The 7,210-nt window shown below is 52.4% G+C and carries 7 protein-coding genes; 4 read left to right on the top strand and 3 right to left on the bottom strand.

What is annotated here, in order from left to right:
• Position 1: 1 nt before the first annotated feature.
• Together ACR0JC_RS18745 and ACR0JC_RS18750 are read left to right on the top strand one after the other, a co-directional pair.
• On the top strand, positions 2-757 hold the full coding sequence (locus ACR0JC_RS18745) for a helix-turn-helix transcriptional regulator (RefSeq protein ID WP_170343062.1): 756 nt from the start codon (positions 2-4) through the stop codon (positions 755-757).
• A gap of 236 nt (positions 758-993) precedes the next feature.
• Positions 994-1,197 carry a hypothetical protein gene (locus ACR0JC_RS18750; protein ID WP_058283652.1) on the top strand — a complete coding sequence of 68 codons (204 nt, stop codon included), beginning with the start codon at positions 994-996 and terminating at the stop codon, positions 1,195-1,197.
• Positions 1,198-1,643: 446 nt separating this feature from the next.
• Here the strand turns inward: ACR0JC_RS18750 and ACR0JC_RS18755 are convergent, their stop codons facing one another.
• From ACR0JC_RS18755 to ACR0JC_RS18765, 3 genes are all read right to left on the bottom strand, one after another.
• Positions 1,644-2,180, bottom strand: a complete 537-nt coding sequence (locus ACR0JC_RS18755) for a hypothetical protein (RefSeq protein WP_170343553.1) — start codon at positions 2,178-2,180, stop codon at positions 1,644-1,646.
• Positions 2,164-2,934 carry a hypothetical protein gene (locus ACR0JC_RS18760; RefSeq protein WP_170343554.1) on the bottom strand — a complete coding sequence of 257 codons (771 nt, stop codon included), beginning with the start codon at positions 2,932-2,934 and terminating at the stop codon, positions 2,164-2,166. The genes ACR0JC_RS18755 and ACR0JC_RS18760 overlap by 17 nt, the downstream gene beginning before the upstream one ends.
• A gap of 73 nt (positions 2,935-3,007) precedes the next feature.
• A complete protein-coding gene (locus tag ACR0JC_RS18765; RefSeq protein ID WP_170343555.1) occupies positions 3,008-3,523 on the bottom strand; it encodes a DUF805 domain-containing protein in 516 nt (171 codons plus the stop codon).
• A gap of 369 nt (positions 3,524-3,892) precedes the next feature.
• Here ACR0JC_RS18765 and ACR0JC_RS18770 point away from each other — a divergent pair, with 369 nt between their 5' ends.
• Both ACR0JC_RS18770 and ACR0JC_RS18775 read left to right on the top strand, forming a co-directional pair.
• The gene (locus ACR0JC_RS18770; protein ID WP_254437729.1) at positions 3,893-4,204 is read left to right on the top strand and encodes a hypothetical protein; all 312 of its coding nucleotides are present in this window, start codon (positions 3,893-3,895) and stop codon (positions 4,202-4,204) included.
• Positions 4,205-4,328: 124 nt separating this feature from the next.
• Positions 4,329-5,867 carry a ShlB/FhaC/HecB family hemolysin secretion/activation protein gene (locus ACR0JC_RS18775; protein WP_170343557.1) on the top strand — a complete coding sequence of 513 codons (1,539 nt, stop codon included), beginning with the start codon at positions 4,329-4,331 and terminating at the stop codon, positions 5,865-5,867.
• Positions 5,868-7,210 lie beyond the last annotated feature (1,343 nt).

Here is a 7,210-nt window from a genome sequence, read left to right on the forward strand (position 1 = left end):
GATGGAAGAGGCCGGCAGGGTCGTGGAGAAGATCGGAACCCCAGAATTTCCATGTGCTTTGGCAGATGGCTTACGGCAGGTCGCACCATTTGATTTTACGGTGGTGTTTGGCCATGTTGGAACCGAAGCACCAATAGACCTTCACGACGATTTCCCCAAAAGCAAACGGCGTATTTTTGTTGAGGATTACCAAGCCGGGCCCTACGTACTTGATCCATTTTTTTTGGCCGCGACAAAACCAATAACACCGGGTCTGTACCGCATGCGCGATATCGCACCGGACAGGTTCTATCAGGGCGAATACTATCGCAGCTATTACAAAAGGACTGGGTTAGCAGAGGAGATTGGCTACTTTATCGATATCCCAGGCGCTGGGATGGTTGTGGTCTCGCTCATGCGAGCAGAGAAGCCTTTTTCCGCCAAGGAAATTCGTCATTTGCACGCTCTATGGCCGCTCGTTCGGGCAGCCTGTTGCAAACATTGGAGTGACTTTCCAACGATGGCCCGCGGCGCCGCAGCGAATGGCGTTAGTCGTCGCGTTGATCTAGCATTCCAGGCATTTGGCGATGGCGTTCTGACGCCACGAGAACGAGAAGTCGTTGAGTTCACATTGAAGGGCCATTCGGCAGAAGCTGTTGGCACAATTCTCGGCATCTCTCCAGGCACAGTCCGCATCCACAGACGCAACATTTACGCGAAACTTAGGATCAACTCGCAGGGTGAGCTTTTTTCAAAGTTCATTGAAAAGGCGCTTTAAAAGGTTCCTTGAACACCCACTTTATCCGTTTTGCCGACCTTGCTACCTTGTGACCCGGAAAACACCAAACATTTGGACGGCACTGTCTGATAGCCAAGGAACGCAAAGGGAGAGGGTTGGGACGCCCGGGACCCATGTTGGGCTAAATTAATACCCGAAAACGCTTTCGGGCCATTGTCTATCTAACCGGATCAGCCGTTTTTAAAATGGCGTCAAGATACGAAAGGCAAAATTTCATGGACGCACCAGTTATCCAGTTGATTTTTATGCTCATCTTGCTGGTTGTCGTGATCTGGCTTTATATCCTGCCGATCACGATGGCAGGGCGGCGCAACCGATCCGGTTTGATCTGGTTCCTGATCGGTCTGGTTGGATCACCACTTTTGGCTATTCTTTTGCTGCTGGCTCTAGGTGACGCACCCGAACAACCAACAACCTAATTTTGGGACGATACCATCTGACACTCAAAAGGGCTTAACCGGAAGGTATCTGGACGCTCGTGAGCCATAACGTCCTGCTCAGCATGCAATAAGGGTGCCAATTGAGACACTATACTTCCGGAAGTGAAGACAACAAATCCTTCTCACTCTCCACAACCGTGTACTGTAAACTTAAGGTCGGCCGATTTGATTGGAGAACCACAGACCGCTTCGTCCGCAATTCAGTCATTGAGCGTAGGTGAGCGAACGTCTGCCTTGAGCCCGAAGCGGACATTCGTAAAAAGATTTTGCAATTCCGAGACTGGGTGTAGGTGCGTTTAAACTTCTACATGTATAAGATTGATTTTATAAATTAATATGCTGAAACTTCGCCCAAAGTTTGCATGCTACAGAGAACCCATCGAACAAACAGGCTCTCAGGCTTCTATACGGTGCCCAATTGCAGTTTACTCCCAATCACCAGCAGACGAGCGCCACGTTTTAGCGTCCGCGTCCCAAACACTGGCCGTAACGCAAGGCGTTGGGTTTATTCCGTCGCAATCGGATCCATGAATACCTGCCACAACAACGCGTTGGCGCCCAAAATCAACGACTGTCCAGCCTTGATTGAGCAAGGATTGCACCTCTTCACCAACCCAAAAATGCGACATGCATCCGCCAGTTCCGCAATAAAGAGATGCGGCGCTTGAACACGCGAAACCAGACTCATTCAGAACCCAGTCGCGTCGTAGATCTCCGTCGAGATCGACCCTCTCAACCGCACCCCAGTCTAAGTCAAACTGACCGTCGTTGAACTCCGCGCAGGCCTGTGCCGCCAGATCAACCTTCGCCTGCAAACCGGGCGGAAGTTGCGATACATCAGCCGCGACAGCTGGTGAGTTCCATACTAGACCAGAGACCAGCACAAACCTGGAAACTAAACCTTTCAATTGACGCACTATTTGGGAAGCTGTTTGGAAGGTGGCATCAATTGCACTGATCATATCTGTAGTCCCCGTATTCCAGCCAGTTTACCGAGCCTTCGCTAAAAATCAGAAACTCGGACCTGTCTTCCCCAAGCAGGGCGACGACAAATCCGGCGGGCGGCTCATAGTTTCCGAAGTAACTGTAGGCCGTCATGGCTCTGATCGACTCGCCGTTGACCGTTACTCGCGCGTCCCACTCCCCCTCTGGATTGTCCAGAATTACATATTCGATTTGGCGTTTTTTCGCTCCGCCACCACAATAGACGATGCCTTCGGGTGCTTCGTAGGAGGTCCCTTGGCTAGCATCTGAGTCGCAGGCGGAACGAAGGGACCGAATTGCTGCGCTGGAACCCTTCAAGTCAAAGATTCCGTAGCTGACATCTTGATCAATCATCGACAGATTAACCGATGCATTGGCCGCAAGCTGGTCCAGTACAAAACCATAGTCCTCTTGACTATTGAAACTGACCTCGACGGGATAGTTGTCGACGATCTGCACGGCAGCGTTTTCTGCGCCAACCTGAAATGCCCCAACCTCGGTAGTGCCGTTCTTCAAAAAACGAATGGAAAGCCCTTGCTTCTCCACAATGTCCTGGCTGTCCTCATATCCAGCTGGAGCGAAGCGGATACGGTTACACTGAAGTTCCAGGGTCATGTTTCCGGTTTGATTAAATGCATTGGGATTAGGCCCGGAGTTGAACGACCACTCCGCTGATGCTGTGGTCGCTCCTGCCATCAGTAGCATTCCAATGGAAATGGTTTTGAAGCTCATTTTTTCTCTCCATTGAGTTACGGTTCGCACTGTCATTCAGCAGAAATTCCGGCCCGTTGCCCGGACAACCAGGTCAGGAAACAGGCTCGCCGTATTCGTTTGCGCCTTCTTCCGAAGGGCGCGTCAACCACCAGATCATCAGAATGGACAGAACCAATTGAAGAATTGAGACAACAACAATACCGGTCACGCCCAGGACGGCCGCAGGTCCTCGCAATGCATCGGGGTTTTCCGTCCCTTGCTCCAATACCGAGAAGATCGCCACCCCACCCAGCATAACAAAGAGCGTTGTAATGCTGAGCGCCATCGGCAGCAGCAAATACCAGCCAGGTCGTCCTGTATCATGCAGTCTCCGCCAACCGGCGGCCAGCATAGGTATAAGAACGGCCAGTTGGAAAACAGAGGACAGGACCCGAGATCCCTGGCCTGTTTCGGGGTTGGTCCCGAATATGATCGTATCCAGCACCGCTAAGGCAGCACTCACGAGAACCACAAACAAGAAGAACCACCAGTATTCTGAGCGTATAGCCCGACCGGAGAACTGGAAGTATTTCGAGAAACACGTCTTAGCGGCTTCACCAAATCCCATCTTTCAATCCCTTCATTGTTTTTGTGCGGCCTCAAATCGCTTCGCCGCTCAGGGGAACACACTCGTAGCTCCCACTTACTTTTTTGTTTGAACGCAGAGGCCTATCGTACGAGAGCGTAGGGAAATTTACACGCGGAAAAAATATTGATTTATTAAAAATTAGATTCAAACATGCGAATTCGACACAACTTTATTTTACCTCCGTTGTTGTCGGCCCCGGCAATCAACTCGATATCGTTCCCCCGACCAATCCGTTGGCGACAAATCTTTGAGATAGGTAAGCACCGGATCGAGCTGTGCTCAATTGGCTGAGTAGAAGCGGACGCTTCAAAAAGGAGCATCCAATTTCACTAGATTCGATGGACCCTGATGGAGAAGAAAATGACCAAAAAGACAGTGATGATTGCAGGCACAACTTTGTTTGCATTGCTTGCGGCATGTGACGAAACGAGTACGTCTAGCGCGTCCGCCGAACTCACACCCGCTCAGCAGGCGTGTTTGCGAGATGTAGCCAAAACAACGAACAATTCGCAAGTCGTTGTGCTCTCATCCGCGTTTAGCGAAGCTGGAACACAAGTCACTGTCGGTGTTGGTGAGGACCGTGCTCCTTGGAATTGCATTGCTTACAGTGATGGCGCGACAGCTGGTATCGAGTTCCTGGGCGACGAAGGCGCACTGTAATCTGGTCGCTGTGTATCTCGAAAGCACCAGTCGTGATCAAATTTGAGTACCGGTAAGCTCAGACATTCAAACCTCGTAATAGGATTGGGTTTTAACATGCTCAATCATGCTAAGGTTGTAGAAAATGCCCGTAACCAACTCGGTTGTAATTGCGATCATTTGCACTTTTTTGGCTATTGTATCAGTCCCAAAATACAGCATGGCCCAAACTTGGGACATCGCATCCCAGCACTCTGTCAGTGGCGTAACGGTGTATGATACCGATGAGCTGTTAACGTTTGCCGGTCAGTTGGCCTTTGACCGGTCGGGGCGCATCACAGCGGCGGATGTCGCATCAACGATTACGCAGATCTACCGAGAAGACGGTTACTTCTTGGCTGAGGCCTGGCCTGGAACCGATGGGCAGAGCATAGTTGTGGATGAAGGACGCATTCAAACCATCGAAATTGAAGGGGTAGATACGCGCACGTTCCAAACCTTGGAAAAGATCTTTCGCCCACTCACCACCGCATACCCGATAACTCTCAAACAATTTGAGCGGGCAGTTATGCTCGCCGAGGACATACCCGACTTGGACGTGTCGACCGAACTTGATTACCCGGATCAGGCTGGTGCTCGGCTGAGAGTATTGGGAGAGCCTCTGCGCAAACAAGCCGGTAGTGCGACACTCGACAACCCCCCGCGTGAGCTGGGAGAAGCGCTCAGCTTCTATGTTGTACAAGAGTTTTATTCGACGCTGACCGTCGGGGATTTGCTGCGATTTGAGGGGTCTGGCAACTACAACTGGGACAAAGACGACGAACACTCTTTGTGGGGCGCTGTTACCTATCGCACGCCGCTGAACAGCGATGGTCTGTACGGTGAGGTTTTCTACGGAAACATAAATGCAAAACGTGACCTCTCGGGGGAGTTTGCAAGAACAGATGTTGATGGCGAGAACTTCACCGTCGCGTTGGGCTACCCCGTGATCCGCGATGTGGCCCGTTATGGATATCTTCTACTGGATTATCGCCTTTCCGAGGCGGACTCAGTCAGTGGCGGCGTGCCATTATCCAGTGACGCAGGTGTCGTCGGCCTAACGTATCTCTATGGGCAGAACTATTCAAAAGGGCAAACTTTGGAGGCGGGATTAACCTTATCGTTTGGCAACAATAATACGACGGACGCGAATTTTGACGACGGCGACTCCTCATTCTGGCATCTACGGGGCGGCATTGGATACGAAAGCCCGCTTACGGGCATATCGCCCAACACAGCTTGGCGCACTGAGATCTGGGGCCAGTTCACAACCGACCGGCTGCCCTCGGTAGAGGAGTACTTCCTTGGTGATCGTTATGCTTTGCGCGGATATCGTTTTGACGAGGTAGATGGTGATTCCGGGATCTCCGCGATTTTCGAAGTGTCTCATTCCTACTTCCCCAGGTCCCAGAGCATACATCGCTTAACACCCTTTGCTTTTATCGACGTGGGGTACATCTCGAACAATGACCCTGCGAGTTTTGAAGTTGAAAGTGCTACACTGGCATCGACAGGTCTGGGTTTGGACATTGAGTTTAAGCAAAACCTATTCTTGTCCGGATATGTCGGTGTTCCTTTGAGGGACGGTCCTTTGACCGACTCTGGCGATCCTGGCGCGTATCTTGCTCTGACAACAAGTTGGTGAGGATGTTATGAAACGGAACCGCATTGCTTTACTTTCCGCAGCTTGTTTGATTGCTGGACTGGCCGCTACGCAGGTCTTTGCCCGCGGAAACCAATACGGTTGGTGCCGAGGTGTAGGGAACCCACACCAGTCCGGCCAAGGATGCGGGCAGACCGGTGGGCAAGGGCCAGGCAATCAAATTACCGGCCCAACGCAGCCGGTGGCAAATCAGTTGCCACCTCGAGGAACGCCGCAAACGCCGACGTCCGTTACAGTGCCGGTCCTTGCACCGGGCGCGGTCCCGAACGCAATTCCCGGGCGGGTTCCTATCGCGACACCAATAGCGGTACCCGGTCAGGTGCCAACGCCGATCGTAGCGCCGACACTAGCTCCGCCATTGGTGCCAAACCCGACACCAAACCGGGTTCCGACAGCCGTTCCCAATCAGGTTCCGCCGTTGGCTACCGGACCGACTACTGTGCCGCCGCAAGTTCCGACTGCGACTCCCAATCAAGTTCCGATAGCTGTCCCTGGCCAGGTTCCGCCTCAACCCAATGTGCCGCCCTTGGTGCCGACAGCAACACCTAACCAAATACCAGTCGCTGTCCCTGGCCAGGTTCCGCCTCAACCCAATGTGCCGCCCCTGGTGCCGACAGCAACACCCAACCAAATACCAGTCGCTGTTCCTGGTCAGGTTCCGCCTCAACCCAATGTGCCAACGCTCGTTCCAACCGCGACTCCCAACCAGGTTCCCATAGCGGTTCCTGGTCAAGTTCCACAGTTGACACCAAAACCTACGGCAACTCACGTGGCCGTCCCAGGACATCCGAAACCACAAGGCGTCGTGACAGTTATGCGCCCAAAGCCAAGGCCGACGACCGGTACTGTCCAGCCAACTGGCACAACACAGGTGACCCACCATTTGACCCACCAAAGCAATTCAAAGAAACACGATCATGTTGCAGCAACACCTGGACGGCATGACCCGCACGACTTACCCAGGTTCCGCAACGCAGCGGCCAAGGAAAACTGGGAATGCGTTGCCAGCGGATTTGGACAGCGCCGTTACGATGCAGGGCGCGGTGTGTTGCTGAACAACGGAGCGTTGCGGCACCTCGGAAACGTGGACGCTATGGCACGAGATGTCCCTGCACGGCATCCAAAACACTCTGGATGCATTATTTCGGTTAAACGAAAGCAGCGCTGAAGCTCACTTGGTGGGTTTTGCTCGGACAATGAGATTAATCGACCAAAAGTTCCTCAATTGTCATCTGGGTCTTGTCAGAAGAACTTGTCTTGAGGCAGGCAGGACGGTTGCGTAGCTTTTGCCCATGACCAAACCTGCCTCTTTCAAGTACTTCAAA

This window comes from Ruegeria sp. CH5, from assembly GCF_056537025.1.

Excerpts from the sequence above, each read along its gene's own strand:
- ACR0JC_RS18745 (WP_170343062.1), top strand. The coding sequence starts at position 2 with ATGGAAGAGGCCGGCAGGGTCGTGGAGAAGATCGGAACCCCAGAATTT.
- ACR0JC_RS18750 (WP_058283652.1), top strand. The coding sequence starts at position 994 with ATGGACGCACCAGTTATCCAGTTGATTTTTATGCTCATCTTGCTGGTT.
- ACR0JC_RS18755 (WP_170343553.1), bottom strand. The coding sequence starts at position 2,180 with ATGATCAGTGCAATTGATGCCACCTTCCAAACAGCTTCCCAAATAGTG.
- ACR0JC_RS18760 (WP_170343554.1), bottom strand. The coding sequence starts at position 2,934 with ATGAGCTTCAAAACCATTTCCATTGGAATGCTACTGATGGCAGGAGCG.
- ACR0JC_RS18765 (WP_170343555.1), bottom strand. The coding sequence starts at position 3,523 with ATGGGATTTGGTGAAGCCGCTAAGACGTGTTTCTCGAAATACTTCCAG.
- ACR0JC_RS18770 (WP_254437729.1), top strand. The coding sequence starts at position 3,893 with ATGGAGAAGAAAATGACCAAAAAGACAGTGATGATTGCAGGCACAACT.
- ACR0JC_RS18775 (WP_170343557.1), top strand. The coding sequence starts at position 4,329 with ATGCCCGTAACCAACTCGGTTGTAATTGCGATCATTTGCACTTTTTTG.